Raw genomic sequence first — 13,932 nt, 5'->3', positions numbered from 1 at the left:
GCGGAGTAGTGTCGCAGGCGGACGAACCTTCCCGATCGAGAGGAACCCGATGCTTCGCCACCTGCTTGCCCCGACTGTCGAGGTCTCCGCCCACTGCGACCTGCCCTGCGGTGTCTACGACCCCGCCCAGGCACGCATCGAGGCCGAGTCGATCAAGGCGGTCATCGCCAAGGTCGCCGACAACGACGACCCCGACTTCCGCACCCGCGCGATCCTGATCAAGGAGCAGCGCTCGGAGCTGGTCAAGCACCACCTGTGGGTGCTGTGGACCGACTACTTCAAGCCCCCGCACTTCGAGAAGTACCCCCAGCTGCACACCCTCGTCAACGAGGCCACCAAGCTGGCCGGCGCCTCCGGCACCAAGGGCGAGCTCGACGCGGCGAAGGCCGACGAGCTGCTCGCCAAGATCGACGAGATCGCCGAGATCTTCTGGGAGACGAAGAAGGCCTGAGCACGCTCAGTCCGACTGCGACACCCCGACCGGGCCCGGTTGCCACCACACGTGGCGGCCGGGCCCGATGTCATGCCCGCCCCGCCCGCCGGCGTCCGATCCACGCGAACCCCAGCGTCGCGAGCCCGAGGTAGACCAGCACCAGGAGCTCGTGCCCGGCCGCTGCGTCGACCTGCAGCCCGGTCTGCCAGCTCCCGGAGGACACGAGGGCACGGTTGACCGTCAGGAAGACCAGATGGGCCGCCACGCACGTCCACACCGACCCGGTCGCGGCGCGTGCACTCACCAGCATCGTGCCGAAGCATGCGAGCAGGACCAGGTAGGCCACCGGATCCTGACCCTCGGGGGCGAGCCCCGGCCGGCCCAGGTCGAGGCCGACGACGCCGCCTGCGAGAGCAGCGAGGGAGATCCCGCACGCGGGTGCGGCGAGGAACAGCACCGTGGTCACCACTCCGGCGAGAGCCGCCCGGGTCCGCGTGGCGAGCTCGCCATAGACCGCGCCGCGCAGGGTCAGCTCCTCGGGAAGCGCCTCGAGGGCAGCGGCCACGACCAGGTTGCCCACGAGGAACAGCGCGAGCTGGCCGCCGTCGACGACGTCGACCTGTAGGTGGCCCGCCAGCGCGAGCGCGCCGAACGAGGCTCCTGCGGCGGCCCCGGTGACAGCCCCGCCCAGCGCGACACCCTGGAGCGGCCGCACGAGAGCCAGTCGCCGACGCGCCGGACGCACGAACCAGAGCAGTGCGGGAAGCACGACGAGGCTCATCACCACGGCGGGCGCCACCTTGGCGCCGAGACCGTCCGCCACGCCTGCGGCGCTGACCACGCCCGCAGCCGTGGCGGCAGCAGCGAGGCCGACGACGAGAAGACCCCAGGCACACGCGACGGTTCGCAGCGACCCAATACGACTGTATTGCCTCATGCCGACGACGTTAGCGTGAACCCATGAGCAGCTCAACACCGCGCGAGGCGATCGCCGATGCGCTCGTCTCCCTCGTGGCCGACGAGGGCTTCGAGGCGGTGAGCGTGCGGAAGGTCGCCGAGCGGGCGAGGGTCAGCGCGGGGCTGGTGCAGCACTACTACGCGTCGAAGCAGGTGATGCTGACGGCGGCGATGGAACGCGTGGACGCCCGCTTCGCCGAGCGCCTGAGCCTCCTGCTCCGCAACGACGAGGCACCGGCCGTCGAGCAGCTGAGGGCCCTGGCGGCGCAGCTGCTTCCGCTCGACGACGATCGTGCCGTCGAGGCGCGGGTGTGGGTCGCCGTCGCTGCGCGCTCCACCGTGGACCCGGTGATCCGCCGCACCCACTCTGCTTCGTGGCGCCTGCTCGAGGAGGCGCTCACCTCCCTCGTCTCCGACGCGGTGGGGTCGTCGGCCCCTGCGCGAGCGTGCGCGGACGCAGCCGCACTCCTGCTCGCGACGCTCGACGGGCTGGCCGTGGCACTCGTCTCCGAACAGGGACGCGTGTCGGTCGAGCAGGCCGAGCGCCTGGCAGCCCGTCAGGTGGACGTGGCGCTCGCCCTCGCCGGCGAGCGACCCTGAGGTCACAGCGCGACGGCGGCCGGGCCCGGTTAGTGTGTGCCCCAGCACATCGGCCTCGACGGACGGGACTTGGACGCAGATGGCAGATCACACGGGGAGCGCCCGCGCCGACGTCGAGCTCCGGCTGCCCGCGGAGGGCGCGTACGCCACGGTCGTGCGCACCACCGCCGCCGGCCTGGCCGCGCGACTGGACTTCACGATCGACGACATCGAGGACCTGCGCATCGCGATCGGTGAGGCGACAGCCCTCGCGATCCCGGCCGCGGACCCCGGCACCGACCTCGTCGCCGGCTTCTTCATCGGACAGGGCTCGATGACGGTCGCGCTCGAGACCGAGGCGAGGGACGACCCAGATCTCGACACCGAGAGCTTCGCGTGGCAGGTGCTCGACACGATGGCGCAGGACGCGTCGGCGGGTTCCGAGGACGGACACTTCCGGGTCCGCTTCACGGTGACGTCGTCCGTCGCTGCGGGAATGACGGGTGCCGAGCTCTGACATGAGCGACATCACGGGGGACGAGGCGGTGGGGACCGCCGAGGACACGGAGTACGACGACGTACCCCGGGGCCTGGAGCAGGTGCGCGCGCGCAGCGCGGAGCTGTTCGGGGTGTTGCGCGACGACAGCGCGTCCGAGGCGTCCCGCTCGGTGGCGCGCGACGACCTCGTGCACCTGCACCTCTCGCTGGTCGAGCACTGCGCCCGGCGCTTCCGCAACCGCGGGGAGCCGTTCGAGGACCTGGTGCAGGTCGGCACGATCGGCCTCATCAAGGCGGTGGACCGCTTCGAGACCGACCGTGGAGTCGAGTTCTCGACCTATGCCACGCCGACCGTCATCGGCGAGATCAAGCGCCACTTCCGCGACAAGGGCTGGGCGATCCGGGTGCCCCGCCGGCTCCAGGAGCTGCGGATGCAGATCGGCGGTGCGACCGGCGAGCTGACCCAGAAGCTGGGCCGCTCCCCCACGCCCCGCGAGCTCGCCGAGGTCATCGGCTGCTCGGTGGAGGAGATCATGGAGGGCATCGAGTCCTCCCACGCCTATGCCACGCTCTCGCTCGACGCCTCCGACGACAGCGACGACGGTCCGCCGGCGATGCTCGCCACGCTCGGTGTCGAGGACGCCAACATCGAGCACGTCGAGGTCCGGGAGTCGATCAAGCCGCTGCTCGAGGGCCTCGGCGAGCGTGAGAAGCGCATCCTGCTGCTGCGCTTCTTCAAGAACATGACGCAGTCGCAGATCGCCGAGGAGATCGGCGTCTCGCAGATGCACGTCTCCCGCCTGCTGACCCGCACCCTCGCGCAGCTGCGCACCTCGCTCGAGGCCGAGTAGCGATCCGCAGGGGCGCGCGGTCAGGCGTAGGTCCCGTCGGCCGTCTCGAGCGCCTTCGTCGACGCCGGGTGCACCAGGCCGACGATGACCACGACGGCCACCGCCGCCATGCTGACGGGCAGCAGCAGGCCGCCCACGTCGCGGAAGTTCCAGGCCAGCCCGAGCTGGATGAGCTGGGCCATCACCACGGGGCCGCGCGCCCAGCGGCGTACCTGCCGCAGCGACCAGGCGCACCACGCGAGCCCGGCTGCCGCGGCGACGAAGAACAGGGTGGTCGTCACGCCCATGGTGAGGCGGGTCGAGCGCAGGTTCGCCAGCTCGAGCACGCCGAGCAGGACCAGGACCAGCGCCTCGACGGCGACCAGCGAGGCGGCCACCACGAGTGGGGGTGGCGGGGTAGGGTTGCTGGTCGGGGGATCAACCGAAGGCGTAACGGGCACTTGGCAAGAGTAGTTGTGACCGACACGACCACCGCGAGGGGTTGTGTGAACGTTCAAGTCTTGCGAGTCTTGACGCTGCCCGTGCGGTCACAGCACTGCGCGGCGCCCGGGCCCAGCTGAACGTCCGCAACAGCACCCGCCTGTGAACTGAGAAAGAGGGAATCCCCCACCCATGGATTGGCGCAGTCGCTCAGCTTGCCTCGACGAGGACCCTGAGCTGTTCTTCCCGATCGGCAACACCGGGCCCGCGATCCTCCAGATCGAGGAGGCCAAGCAGGTGTGCCGACGTTGCGACGTGCGCGAGCAGTGCCTGGCCTGGGCCTTGGAGGCCGGACAGGACCACGGTGTCTGGGGTGGCCTGAGCGAGGACGAGCGTCGCGCGCTGAAGCGCCGCAACGCCCGCGCCCGCATCCGCACCGCCTGATCAGCGCCGCCTGATCAGCGCCGCCTGATCAGCGCCGCCTGATCAGCGCCGCCTGAGGCGTCCTGGTCGGTCAGTCGATCGGCAGGTCGGCCTGCACCCGGGTGCCGTGCGACCCGGGACCGATGTCCAGCACGCCGCCCAGCTCCGACTCGACGAGCGTGCGCACGATGGACAGGCCCAGCTGGGTCGAGCCGTCCAGGTCGAAGTCGTCGGGGAGCCCACGTCCGTCATCCTCGACGACCACGTGGAGCCGCCCGACGATGCGGCGCGCGGTGACCACCACACGTCCGGTCGTTGCCTCGGGCGCGTCGGCGTAGCCGTGCTCGACGGCGTTCTGCAGCACCTCGGTGAGCACCATCGCCAGCGGGGTGGCCGCCTCCGACGGCAGCTTGCCGAACGAGCCCTCGCGCACGACCCGCACCGGCACCTCCACACCGCTCACGTCCGCGACCATCGCGCCGAGACGGTCGGCGATGTCGTCGAAGTCCACGCTCTCCTCGACCGCCTGGCTCAGGGTCTCGTGCACGATCGCGATCGACCCGACCCGGCGCACGGCCTCCTCGAGCGCCGACTTGGCGTCCTCGGCCTGCGTGCGCCGTGCCTGCAGCCGCAGCAGCGCCGCGACGGTCTGGAGGTTGTTCTTCACCCGGTGGTGGATCTCGCGGATCGTCACGTCCTTGGTGACCAGCTCGCGGTCGCGCCGGCGCAGCTCGGTGACGTCGCGGATCAGCAGCAGCGCGCCGCTGCGGTCCCCCTGGAGGCGCAGCGGGATGCTGCGGACGATGAGGGTGACCTCCTCGGTGCCGACCTCGGTGGCGCGACCGTCCCGACCCCCGAGCACCGCGCTGAGCGTCTCCTCGTCGGGACGCCTGCGTGCCGGGACCAGGTCGCGGGTGAGGTCGGTGAGCACCACTCCCGCCAGGTCTCCCTGGAGCCCGAGACGTCGGTAGGCCGAGAGCCCGTTGGGGCTGGCGTAGACCACCCGTCCGGCCGGGTCGAGACGGACGAAGCCGTCCCCGACCCGGGGTGAGTCGGCGTGGTCGCTGCGCTGCCCCGGGAGTGGGAACCAGCCCGAGGCGATCATCTGGGTGAGCTCGGCGGCGGTCTGCAGATAGCTCAGCTCGAGCCTGCTGGGAGTGCGTACGCCGAGCAGGTTGGTGTTGCGCGCGATGGTGGCGATCACCCGGCCCGCGCGGCGTACGGGGATGACCTCGACCCGCACCGGCACGTCGTCGCGCCACTCGGGGTCGCCCTCGCGCACCAGCCGCCCGGTCTCGAAGGCGGTGTCGAGCATCCGGCGGCGCCCGACGGGGATGAACGTGCCCAGCACGTCGTCCACGAGAGCGGTGGGACCGGTCGTCGGACGCATCTGGCCACCGGCCCAGTAGCCCTTGCCCTCGCGGTCCGGGAGCCACAGCACCAGGTCGGCGAAGGAGAGGTCGGCCAGGATCTGCCAGTCCGCCATCAGCAGCTGCAGCCACGTGACGTCGTCCTCGACGAGGTCGGTGTGGGCTCTCACGAGCTCGCTGAGGGACGGCACCCGGTCAGCCTAGTGAGAGCGTGTCGGAGGCGGCTGGCAGGATGGGTCGCATGTCGCTCGGGTACTGGGACCAGGTGCAGAGAGCCGGGTTCGAGGTCCCCTCGGACCGCCCGCTCGACGACCTCACGGCCGAGCTCACGACGATGCTCGGGTCCACCCGACCGGAGGTGCGCGACGGAACGGCCTATCCCGCCCTGGCGACCTGGATCGAGCGCGGCGTCTACGACGATCTGCTCGCCGGACTGGGCGACGGGATGGTCGCCGGGCTGTCGGTCGGCCTGGGCGAGAGCGGCACCGACACCGTCTTCCGGCGCAGCTTCAGCGCGCTGATCGTGGCCGAGTGCCTCGAGCGCACCAACCAGCACCACCTGCTGCCGGGCGCCAAGGTCCTCGACTGGGGCGATCGGATCGCGGTGTGGTTCCTCAGCGAGGTCGACACCCGTGGCTTCGTGCCCGGCAAGGGCTGGGCGCACACCCTCGCCCACGGCGCCGACACGATCGGCGCGCTCGCCGAGTCCCCGCACCTGGCCGGGCCCGAGCACGCCGTGCTGCTCGACGTGCTCGCCGAGCGCGTGGTGCAGCAGCCCGCCGAGGCCCCGCTCACCTCGGGCGAGCCCGATCGCATCGCGGCCGCGGCGATGCGCGTGCTGCGCCGCAACACGCTGAGCGTCGAGGCCCTCGAGCCGTGGGTGCATCGCATCGGCGCGGCCGCCGACGCCTACGGCCTCGTCCAGGGCGACCCGTTCGGTCCGGCCTCGACGCCGCAGGCCTTCCTCCGTGCGCTCTTCGTCCACCTCTCGCTCGCGCCGGACCCGCCGACGGTCCGTCCCGACCTGCTGCTGGTCGTCATCGACGCGCTGCGGATGACCAACGCTCCCTACCTGCAAGCCCCTACTCGCAGGTAATTCCCGCTAGCCTGCGGGACATGAGCGAGCCTCACGAGATCACCGGTCACAGCGGCGAGCTGGCGGTGCACGTCGCCCGCGCCCACGGCGTGGAGACGATGTTCACCCTCTCCGGCGCCCACGTCTTCCCGATGTACGACGGTGCGGTGAGGACGCAGCAGGAGGGCCAGGGACCGGCGGTGCGCCTGCTGGACGTCCGCCACGAGCAGACCGCCGCCTTCGCCGCCGAGGCCACCGGCAAGCTGACCCGCGTCCCCGGCCTCGCGGTCCTCACCGCCGGCCCGGGCGTCACCAACGGCATCAGTGCGATCGCGCAGGCCCAGTTCGCCGGGTCGCCGATGGTCGTCGTCGGCGGGCGGGCCCCGCAGAACCGCTGGGGCACCGGGTCGCTGCAGGAGCTCGACCAGCCGCCGATCATCGCGCCGGTCGCCAAGGCGGCGAGGACGCTGATGACCGCCGGCGACGTCGCCGCCGGGATGGACGAGGCGTTCACCCTGGCCCGCTCCAGCCACCGCGGCCCGGTCTTCGTGGACGTGCCGATGGACGAGTTCTTCAACTCGTCCTCGGGCACGGTCGGCTCCGGCGCGGGCACACGTGTCGAGCCCGACCACGACGCGATCGAGGCCGTCGCCCGGCTGCTCGCCCAGGCCCGGCGGCCGGTCCTGATCCTCGGCACCGACGTGTGGGCCGACGGCGCCGAGGTGGCAGCGCTGCGCTTCGTGGAGGACCTCGGCATCCCCACCCTGACCAACGGCATGGGCCGTGGCGTGATCCCCGGCGGCCACCCCTCGCTCGTCACCAAGGCCCGGGGCGCTGCGCTGTCCGGCGCCGACCTCGTCGTGGTGGTCGGCACGCCGCTCGACTTCCGGCTCGGCTACGGAGTCTTCGGCGGACCGGACAAGAACCCCGACGGCGCGTTCGCGCGGGTCGTCCACGTCGCCGACTCCCCCGCCCAGGTCTCCGGGCACGCCGATCTCGCCGGGTCGGTCGCGGGTGACCTGACGACCGTCCTCGACGGCCTGCAGGCCGCGATCGAGCGCGGCGACAAGCCCGACTGGCGTGCCTGGGCAGACGGGCTCCGCGACCACGTGCGGGCGGCCGTGGAGCGGGACGCGCAGCTCCTGACCGCCGAGGCCGACCCCATTCACCCGGCCCGCATCTACGGCGAGCTGGTCCCCCGGTTGGCCGACGACTCGGTCGTCATCGGCGACGGTGGCGACTTCGTCTCCTTCGCCGGCAAGTACGTCGAGCCCCAGCGACCCGGCGGCTGGCTCGACCCGGGCCCCTACGGCTGCCTCGGCGCCGGACTCGGCGCCGCCATCGCCGCGCGGATCGCCCGGCCCAGCGCCCAGGTCACCCTGCTCCTCGGTGACGGTGCCGCCGGCTTCTCGCTGATGGACGTCGACACCCTCGTCCGCCACGACCTGCCGGTCGTCATGGTCATGGGCAACAACTCCGCCTGGGGCCTGGAGAAGGGCCCGATGCAGATGCTCTACGGCTACGACGTCGTCGCCGACCTCGCCCAGCGCACGCCGTACGACGACGTGGTCACGGCGCTCGGCGGAGCCGGTGAGACCGTCACGGACCCGAAGCAGATCGGCCCGGCGCTGGACCGTGCCTACGCCTCCGGCGTGCCCTACCTCGTCAACGTGATCACCGACGTCGAGGCGGCCTACCCACGCAACACCTTCGGCATCTGAGGAGGCACCAGGTGGACATCCGGCGCATCCGGCCGGCCGAGCACGCCACCGCCGGTGACGTGTGCGTGGCGGCGTACGAGCCGTTCCTCGGCGGCGCCGAGGACGACTACCGCGACCGGTTGCGCGACGTGGGCACGCGCGACGCGGAGGCCGAGGTCTGGGTAGCGGTCGAGGACGGTCGGGTGCTCGGCCTGGTCACGTCCTGCATGCCGGGCTCGCCGTGGCGCGAGATCGGCCGTGACGACGAGGGCGAGTTCCGGATGCTCGCCGTCGACCCCGTCGCCCGCGGGCTCGGCGTCGGCACCGCACTGGCCCGGCTCTGCGAGGACCGGGCGCGCGAGCACGGAGCCGTCGGGATGGCGCTGTCCTCGCTGGCGGAGATGACCACGGCACACCGCATCTACGAGCGGCTCGGCTACGTCCGCGACCACGAGCGAGACTGGACCCCGATGCCCGGCGTCGAGCTGCTGGCCTTCTCGAAGCAGCTCTAGCAGGCGCGACCCGTCGTCGGGTCGGTCGCGTCGTCGAAGCAGAGGATCCCGCCGGGAATGGCGGCCATCTCCGAGCGCGAGACCATCTGCCAGGACCAGGCCCGCCAGCTGCCGTCGTCCGCGGCCACCACGGTGACCAGCGAGCCGTCCGTGGTCAGCCAGGTGCGGTGGGTCTCGTCGTCGGTCAGCGGCACCTCTCCGACCGGTGCGAGCGCCTGGAGCTGGTCGCCGCGTTGGTACAGCACCTGAAGGTAGCCCGGGTCCGACGCCGAGCGGACCACGAAGGACGCGCCGTCGCCGAAGACACCGGTGGGGCGGGTGGTGAGGACAACCGGATCGCGGACCTCGAGCGAGTGGTTGATGGTGCGTGCGTCCGATCCCTCGACGACGAGTGCGGGGTCGGCCCCGGCCTCCAGGCGTGCGGTGAGCGTGTACCCGTCGTCCCACGTGAACTCCTCGCCCATCCCGAAGCTCTCCGTCGCGGCGGGGCCGACGACGGGGAGGCGGTCGCTCGAATCGTCGTCGCACGCCCGGACCTCGAACATCAGCTCCCGGCAGCCGGCGGCCTCGCGGCGCAGGACGCCGTCGGGACCGAGTCGCCACTCCCAGGCCTCGAGCTCGACCTCCAGGGGAGACGTCCAGAACTCCCCGGCTCGCGCGAACGACTCCACCGAGCGTCCCGAGAACAGGCTTCCGTCGTCGATCCAGTACTGGAAGGTACGCACCAGGTCGTAGTACTCGGTCTCGCTCCCGGGCACCTGCACCTGGCCCCGCAGGAGAAGGTCGGGGTCCTCGGGCGCGGCCTGGACCAGCAGACCGTCGCGCAGGTCGAAGACGACCGGGAACCCGCCCGAGGGATCGACGCCCGGGTCGAACACGACCAGCTCTTCGTCGCCGTCGTCGTCTGCGTCGATCACCCCCTCGGCGGTCATCCCGATGTTCGTCGAAGCCACCTGCATGACGCCCCAGGCCTCCTCCCCCGTGCTGCTCAGTGTCGTCTGCAACCGCACTCGGCCGTCGTGCTCCTCGGCCTCCTCGGCGAGGAACTCGACCTTCTCCTTGGTGCCGTCGCCATCGAGGTCGACCCGAGCCGGCGTCGACTCGGGGCTCTTCGACCAGTCGCGGCCGACGTCGGCCGGCAGGGTGACCTGCGGCTCGTCGGGCTTCGGGGCGAGGTCGTCGGACCGCGGGTCCGAGCCGATCCCCCGGAACGCTACGCCGAGGATCAGCATGACCACTGCGGCGGTGGCCAGCAGCACCCACGGCGACTGCCACCGCGGACGCAGCGGCACCACCGGGGCGAGGGGCGCGAGGTGCTCGGGCTGCACCTGCTCGGCGCGGGCCGACAGGGCGGCACGGAGTCGCTCTTCCATCATGCTGGTCTCGTGGGTGCTCATCGCTCCTCCTTCCCTGCGGTCGTGCCGCTCATGGCCTTCTCCAGCGCCACCAGCGCGCGGCTGGCGGTCGACTTCACGGTCCCCGTGCTGATCTCGAGCGTCCGGGCGATCTCGGCCTCGGAGAGGTTCGACCAGTACCTCAGCACCAGCACCTCGCGCTGGCGGGGCGCCAGGGTGTGCAGCGCGACGATGACCTCGCGGTGCTCCTCGGCGAGCACCGCGGCGTCCTCCGGCCCGGGTGGGGCGACGTCGTCGGGTGGTGCGTACGCCCGTGCCGTACGCCGCCGGCGCAGCGCAGAGCGTGCGGTGTTGAGCACCGACACCCGCAGGTAGGCCAGCGTCTTGGACGGGTCCCGGACCGCGTCGGGACGACGGGCGAGCGCGGCGAACGCGTCCTGCACGACGTCCTCGGCTGCCCCGAAGTCGTCGACCAGCAGCACAGCCATGCGGACCAGCTGCAGGCGGTGGGCGGCGTAGAGGTCGGTGATGTCCACTGCCGGCTCCGTGCCCGACCCCGTCGCCAACCGGTCCTCCGCGTTCCTCGTGCCCATGTCTGGTAGACGTGCTCGCGTCCCTCAGGTTGCCCCATCCACCTCGAGATCTTCGAGAAGGGGTGCGGCACGCTCCAGCGCGGCGTCGAGCATCTCGGGTCGGCGGGCGTACCACGCGAGGTGGGTGGCGGCCACCTCCTCGGCGGTCACCGTCCGGCCGTCGATCGTCCAGTGGTGGGTCGCAGGGACGTCGAGCCCGTGCGCGACCACGACGGCCGGCAGCAGTGGCGCCCGGACCGACGCCAGGAGCGGACGGTCGACCCCGGGAGCCCGGGCCTCGAGCCCCAGGGCGTGGCGCAGCCGGGCGGCCGCCGGTACCAGCACGGCGTTGCCGGGGTGGTTGATCGTCCGCATCGCATCCGCGGTCGGGATGTCGAACAGGTCGCTCACGACGACGGTGTCGTGCAGCTGCTCGCGCCTGACGAGCTCGGCGACCGAGGCTGCCGCGACCGTCCGGACGGCCTCCGTGGTGAGCTCGATCGGCTCCCGGGCGGGCCGACCCCGTCGCTCGTCGTCGGCGGCCAGCACGGTGCGGACGTCGTGGTAAGGCACCAGTGGCGGGTCGGGGCGGTCCAGACCCGGCGGGTGCACCAGCAGGTGGAACGGGTGGAGGCCCGAGTAGCGCAGGCTCGGCACCAGGGCCGCACGGGCGCTGCCCGGCAGTGCCGCATGGAGCTGGCGGGTGCCGACCGGGAGGCCGCGGTAGTCGTCGACCGTCGGCTGGCTCACCAGCAGGTCGGTGCGCGCGATCAGCTCGAGCAGCGGCGCGACGTCCGCAGGAGTGAGCTCGTGCAGTGCCGGGACCCGCTGGGTGCGGACGTCGCCGGCATCGAGCAGCAGGCGGAACGACTCCGCCTGGCAGTTGCCCACCACGACGAGCAGCGGCCGGTCCTCACCCACCGGACCACCCGCCCAGCCACGACTCGAGGGTCACGTCGTCGTTCCACGCCAGCAGGTCGGTGTCGAGCGGTCGGCCGACGGGCGCGAGCTCGGGACGGTCCCATCGGGCGGCGCGGCGCAGGAGGCGCAGGTCCTCCAGCACCGCTGCGCCGTCGGCGACCTCGTGGCTGCCGACCTCTCCGTCCAGGCTCGCGACGAGCCGCGTCCACGCGCGCTGATCGCCGTACAACCCGTGCCGGACGGTGAGGTGGGTCCGTGCAGTCGTCGGTGTCGGTTCCTCCGACCGCAGCACCCGCGGGTCGCTGCCGGCCAGCGCCCGGTGCTGCTCGCCGAGCCGGACCACGGCGCACGGGAACGCGGCCAGCAGGGAGTCGAGCGTCACCAGCATCTCGGTGGGTGCCATCGTCGGGGCGAGGGTCGCGACGAGCTCGGCCGGCCCGCGGCGCAGCCCGCGCCACGTCGTGCCCGCGGCCGAGGTCCGGTCGGCGACGGCGACGGTCTCGTCCAGTCGGGCGGCAGGGTTCCGGTCCCGACCGCCCGCGTCCGGTCCGTCGTGCCACGCGACGGCGTCGGCGCGGTGGGCCAGCAGACCACCGGCCGTCCAGGATCGGTGCGCGAGCTCCCAGTCCTCGCCGCCGTAGGCCCGGAAGGTCTCGTCGAAGCCGCCGACCTCGTCGTACCACCACCGGCTGCACGCGAGGACCGCCCCGATGAGGAACCGGTGACCGGTCGCGTCGACGTCGAGGAGGTTGCGGGTCTCGGCGTACGCCGTGCGCAGCCACTCCGGCTCGGGCAGCTCCTCCCCCGTCCCGGAGAGGTCGGCGTGGCGCCGGCGGCCGACGACCAGCGCCTCCGGCAGCGCCTCGGGCAGCGCGACGATGCGCTCGACGAGCTCGGGCTCCGGGGTCGTGTCGGCGTCGAGCAGGACGAGGACGTCACCGGTGCTGGCCGCGACGCCGAGGTTGCGCACCGCGGCGACCCGGAACCCGTCGTCCTCCTGGCGCACCAGCCGCACGCCGTCCGGCACGACCGGCGCGTGCCTGGAGCCGTCGTCGGCGACGACGACCTCGTCGGGTGCGCGTGTCTGGCGCCGCAGGGCTGCGAGCGTCCGGTCGAGCTGCGCCTGCTGCTCGAAGTGGGCCACGACGACGGACACCGTACGTCGCGGCGCGTCGGTCGGCGCGAGGTCCCAGCGGTTGCCGACGACGCTGGTGCCGAAGGGCGGCGTCGTCATCCGGCCACCGACGCCCACCACGACCGGTAGGCGGCGGCAGTGTCCTCGAGCCGCGGACCGAGGTCGGTCCCGGGCTCGATCCACGTGGACCCGGGGCGGCGGATCGCCTCCTGGAGACGCGGCACCAGCGTGGAGTCGTCGAAGAGGGTGAGGGTCCCGGGCCGGAGCGTCGCCATCTCGCGGGCGTACGCGCTGTCCCGGACGAGCGGACGGCGACCCGCCGCGATCCACGAGTTCACGCTCCCCGACGCCGAGATGTTGCGGTGGGCGGCGACGGGTACGCCGACCCGGCGCAGGGCGCCGCGCACCTCGTCCTCGGGCACGCGTCCCGCGACCTCGACGGGGACACCGCGGTCGTGGCTCGTGCTCATCAGCTGGTCGATCTCCTCCGCGTGACCCGTCGCCGCACCACCCAGCACCAGCACCGACACCGGGAGCCCGCCGCGACGCAGTGCTGCGGCAGCCCTCGCCACCTGGCGGTGTCCCTTGCCGGGGTAGATGAAGCCGAAGACTCCGAGCACGTGGGCGTCCGTGTCGCCCAGGACCTCCGGCCCCGGCGCGACAGAGCCCTGGATCGGCAGCGGGATGACCGCGCCGTGCGCGTCGGCGACGCACCACCGCCTGATCAGCGCGTGCTCGTGCCACGAGTTCGTGGCCCACGCGCGGCTGGCCCGCACGATGCGCTCGTAGGCCGCCGTGCGCTCCCGGAAGCGCGGCCCGTCGGTCGGCTGCGGGACGTCGTGCAGCGTCACCGTCAGCCGCACGCGCCGGGCGAGCAGCTCGACCAGCTCGGCCGCGGCCGTGGGGTCGGGCGAGATCAGCCGGTCGGTCACGTGCAGGTGCGCGAGCCCACCGTCGGTCAGCAGGCGAGCGTCGCGGGCGACCAGCGCGCCGGCCGCCCCCGCCACCTCAGCGGCATAGCGCGTGACCCCGTGCGTGTCGGGCCCGATCAGCAGGTGCTGGGGCACCTGGGTCGCGGTCCGGGTGCGGGTGGTGGAGGTCGTCACCACGACATCCTGCCCGGCCCGGGCC

The 13,932-nt window shown here is 72.6% G+C and carries 16 protein-coding genes; 8 read left to right on the top strand and 8 right to left on the bottom strand.

Features of this window, described 5'->3' with window-relative positions:
- The first annotated feature begins 49 nt into the window (after positions 1–49).
- A complete protein-coding gene (gene sodN / locus IEZ25_RS15385) occupies positions 50–451 on the top strand; it encodes a superoxide dismutase, Ni (RefSeq protein ID WP_121141370.1) in 402 nt (133 codons plus the stop codon).
- Positions 452–521: 70 nt separating this feature from the next.
- On the opposite strand, the gene IEZ25_RS15380 is transcribed toward sodN, so the two are convergent.
- A complete protein-coding gene (locus IEZ25_RS15380) occupies positions 522–1,370 on the bottom strand; it encodes a CPBP family glutamic-type intramembrane protease (protein ID WP_191200332.1) in 849 nt (282 codons plus the stop codon).
- Between the two features lie 23 nt (positions 1,371–1,393).
- Between IEZ25_RS15380 and IEZ25_RS15375 the strand changes: the two genes are divergently transcribed.
- From IEZ25_RS15375 to IEZ25_RS15365, 3 genes are all read left to right on the top strand, one after another.
- The gene (locus IEZ25_RS15375) at positions 1,394–1,990 is read left to right on the top strand and encodes a TetR/AcrR family transcriptional regulator (RefSeq protein ID WP_191200331.1); all 597 of its coding nucleotides are present in this window, start codon (positions 1,394–1,396) and stop codon (positions 1,988–1,990) included.
- Between the two features lie 79 nt (positions 1,991–2,069).
- Positions 2,070–2,486, top strand: a complete 417-nt coding sequence (locus IEZ25_RS15370; RefSeq protein WP_191200330.1) for an ATP-binding protein — start codon at positions 2,070–2,072, stop codon at positions 2,484–2,486.
- Between the two features lies 1 nt (position 2,487).
- Positions 2,488–3,318 carry an RNA polymerase sigma factor SigF gene (locus IEZ25_RS15365; RefSeq protein ID WP_191200329.1) on the top strand — a complete coding sequence of 277 codons (831 nt, stop codon included), beginning with the start codon at positions 2,488–2,490 and terminating at the stop codon, positions 3,316–3,318.
- A 20-nt stretch (positions 3,319–3,338) separates the two neighbouring features.
- On the opposite strand, the gene IEZ25_RS15360 is transcribed toward IEZ25_RS15365, so the two are convergent.
- Positions 3,339–3,695 (bottom strand): hypothetical protein, encoded by a 357-nt coding sequence (locus IEZ25_RS15360; protein ID WP_191200328.1) that lies wholly within the window; start codon positions 3,693–3,695, stop codon positions 3,339–3,341.
- 235 nt (positions 3,696–3,930) lie between these two features.
- Here IEZ25_RS15360 and IEZ25_RS15355 point away from each other — a divergent pair, with 235 nt between their 5' ends.
- Positions 3,931–4,182 carry a WhiB family transcriptional regulator gene (locus IEZ25_RS15355; protein ID WP_090969765.1) on the top strand — a complete coding sequence of 84 codons (252 nt, stop codon included), beginning with the start codon at positions 3,931–3,933 and terminating at the stop codon, positions 4,180–4,182.
- 70 nt (positions 4,183–4,252) lie between these two features.
- On the opposite strand, the gene IEZ25_RS15350 is transcribed toward IEZ25_RS15355, so the two are convergent.
- Entirely contained in the window at positions 4,253–5,722 is a 1,470-nt protein-coding gene (locus IEZ25_RS15350) for a sensor histidine kinase (protein ID WP_191200327.1), read from the bottom strand.
- A gap of 50 nt (positions 5,723–5,772) precedes the next feature.
- Between IEZ25_RS15350 and IEZ25_RS15345 the strand changes: the two genes are divergently transcribed.
- The 3 genes from IEZ25_RS15345 to IEZ25_RS15335 are packed head-to-tail and all read left to right on the top strand — an operon-like array spanning position 5,773 to position 8,818.
- On the top strand, positions 5,773–6,627 hold the full coding sequence (locus IEZ25_RS15345; protein ID WP_191200326.1) for a DUF2785 domain-containing protein: 855 nt from the start codon (positions 5,773–5,775) through the stop codon (positions 6,625–6,627).
- A gap of 20 nt (positions 6,628–6,647) precedes the next feature.
- The gene (locus IEZ25_RS15340; protein ID WP_191200325.1) at positions 6,648–8,327 is read left to right on the top strand and encodes an acetolactate synthase; all 1,680 of its coding nucleotides are present in this window, start codon (positions 6,648–6,650) and stop codon (positions 8,325–8,327) included.
- Positions 8,328–8,338: 11 nt separating this feature from the next.
- Positions 8,339–8,818, top strand: a complete 480-nt coding sequence (locus IEZ25_RS15335) for a GNAT family N-acetyltransferase (RefSeq protein WP_191200324.1) — start codon at positions 8,339–8,341, stop codon at positions 8,816–8,818.
- Here IEZ25_RS15335 and IEZ25_RS15330 read toward each other — a convergent pair.
- From IEZ25_RS15330 to IEZ25_RS15310, 5 genes are all read right to left on the bottom strand, one after another.
- The gene (locus IEZ25_RS15330) at positions 8,815–10,215 is read right to left on the bottom strand and encodes a hypothetical protein (RefSeq protein ID WP_191200323.1); all 1,401 of its coding nucleotides are present in this window, start codon (positions 10,213–10,215) and stop codon (positions 8,815–8,817) included. The two genes, IEZ25_RS15335 and IEZ25_RS15330, sit on opposite strands and share 4 nt — an antisense overlap.
- The gene (locus IEZ25_RS15325) at positions 10,212–10,709 is read right to left on the bottom strand and encodes a SigE family RNA polymerase sigma factor (RefSeq protein ID WP_318152261.1); all 498 of its coding nucleotides are present in this window, start codon (positions 10,707–10,709) and stop codon (positions 10,212–10,214) included. Before IEZ25_RS15325 ends, IEZ25_RS15330 begins: the two co-directional genes overlap by 4 nt.
- Positions 10,710–10,790: 81 nt before the next feature.
- A complete protein-coding gene (locus IEZ25_RS15320) occupies positions 10,791–11,666 on the bottom strand; it encodes a WcbI family polysaccharide biosynthesis putative acetyltransferase (RefSeq protein ID WP_191200321.1) in 876 nt (291 codons plus the stop codon).
- Complete coding sequence (locus IEZ25_RS15315; RefSeq protein WP_191200320.1) at positions 11,659–12,900, bottom strand: glycosyltransferase; 1,242 nt, start codon at positions 12,898–12,900, stop codon at positions 11,659–11,661. The genes IEZ25_RS15320 and IEZ25_RS15315 overlap by 8 nt, the downstream gene beginning before the upstream one ends.
- Complete coding sequence (locus tag IEZ25_RS15310) at positions 12,897–13,907, bottom strand: glycosyltransferase family protein (RefSeq protein WP_191200319.1); 1,011 nt, start codon at positions 13,905–13,907, stop codon at positions 12,897–12,899. Before IEZ25_RS15310 ends, IEZ25_RS15315 begins: the two co-directional genes overlap by 4 nt.
- Positions 13,908–13,932 lie beyond the last annotated feature (25 nt).

Origin of the sequence: Nocardioides hwasunensis, from assembly GCF_014779665.1 — a bacterium.
Lineage (GTDB): Bacteria > Actinomycetota > Actinomycetes > Propionibacteriales > Nocardioidaceae > Nocardioides > Nocardioides hwasunensis.
Note: the sequence above shows the minus strand (reverse complement) of the source record. Positions and strands in the feature narration are given on the sequence as shown.

Bases quoted from the DNA above. Each gene is read 5' to 3' on its own strand.
- sodN (WP_121141370.1), top strand. From the start codon at position 50: ATGCTTCGCCACCTGCTTGCCCCGACTGTCGAGGTCTCCGCCCACTGC.
- IEZ25_RS15380 (WP_191200332.1), bottom strand. From the start codon at position 1,370: ATGAGGCAATACAGTCGTATTGGGTCGCTGCGAACCGTCGCGTGTGCC.
- IEZ25_RS15375 (WP_191200331.1), top strand. From the start codon at position 1,394: ATGAGCAGCTCAACACCGCGCGAGGCGATCGCCGATGCGCTCGTCTCC.
- IEZ25_RS15370 (WP_191200330.1), top strand. From the start codon at position 2,070: ATGGCAGATCACACGGGGAGCGCCCGCGCCGACGTCGAGCTCCGGCTG.
- IEZ25_RS15365 (WP_191200329.1), top strand. From the start codon at position 2,488: ATGAGCGACATCACGGGGGACGAGGCGGTGGGGACCGCCGAGGACACG.
- IEZ25_RS15355 (WP_090969765.1), top strand. From the start codon at position 3,931: ATGGATTGGCGCAGTCGCTCAGCTTGCCTCGACGAGGACCCTGAGCTG.
- IEZ25_RS15345 (WP_191200326.1), top strand. From the start codon at position 5,773: ATGTCGCTCGGGTACTGGGACCAGGTGCAGAGAGCCGGGTTCGAGGTC.
- IEZ25_RS15340 (WP_191200325.1), top strand. From the start codon at position 6,648: ATGAGCGAGCCTCACGAGATCACCGGTCACAGCGGCGAGCTGGCGGTG.
- IEZ25_RS15330 (WP_191200323.1), bottom strand. From the start codon at position 10,215: ATGAGCACCCACGAGACCAGCATGATGGAAGAGCGACTCCGTGCCGCC.
- IEZ25_RS15315 (WP_191200320.1), bottom strand. From the start codon at position 12,900: ATGACGACGCCGCCCTTCGGCACCAGCGTCGTCGGCAACCGCTGGGAC.